The organism is Adlercreutzia equolifaciens, from assembly GCF_029076695.1.
Classification (GTDB): Bacteria; Actinomycetota; Coriobacteriia; order Coriobacteriales; family Eggerthellaceae; genus Adlercreutzia; species Adlercreutzia equolifaciens_A.
Genome location: NZ_JARFIK010000088.1, coordinates 1 through 399 on the forward strand (window position 1 = coordinate 1; position 399 = coordinate 399).

Annotated in this window: 1 protein-coding gene; it reads left to right on the plus strand. The window is 43.9% G+C overall.

Annotated features, from left to right (window positions below):
• The coding region (locus tag PZH32_RS11590) for a GTP pyrophosphokinase (protein WP_428994035.1) at positions 1-399 on the plus strand (399 nt) is incomplete at both ends.

Here is a 399-nt window from a genome sequence, read left to right on the forward strand (position 1 = left end):
CCAATTACGATGGAGGCAATCGAGGAAAATATTAAAGATATAGCGGGCGTGAGAGTGATCTGTTCTTTTCAGGATGATATTTATGCGTTGGAAGAAAGCTTTCTTAAGCAGGATGATATCGAACTGATCGAGCGGAAAGATTACATAAAAAATCCCAAGCCGAGCGGATACCGCAGCCTTCATCTGATTGTTCAGGTTCCGATCTTTTTGCAGAATACAAAGAAGTTTGTCAATGTGGAGGTTCAGTTCAGGACGATCGCGATGGATTTCTGGGCAAGTCTGGAACATAAACTGCGTTACAAGAAAGATATCCCGGCTGACAAAGCAAAATATCTGGAGGATGAAATGCTTGCGTGCGCACAGATCAGTGCCGACCTGGATATGCGTATGCAGAATGTC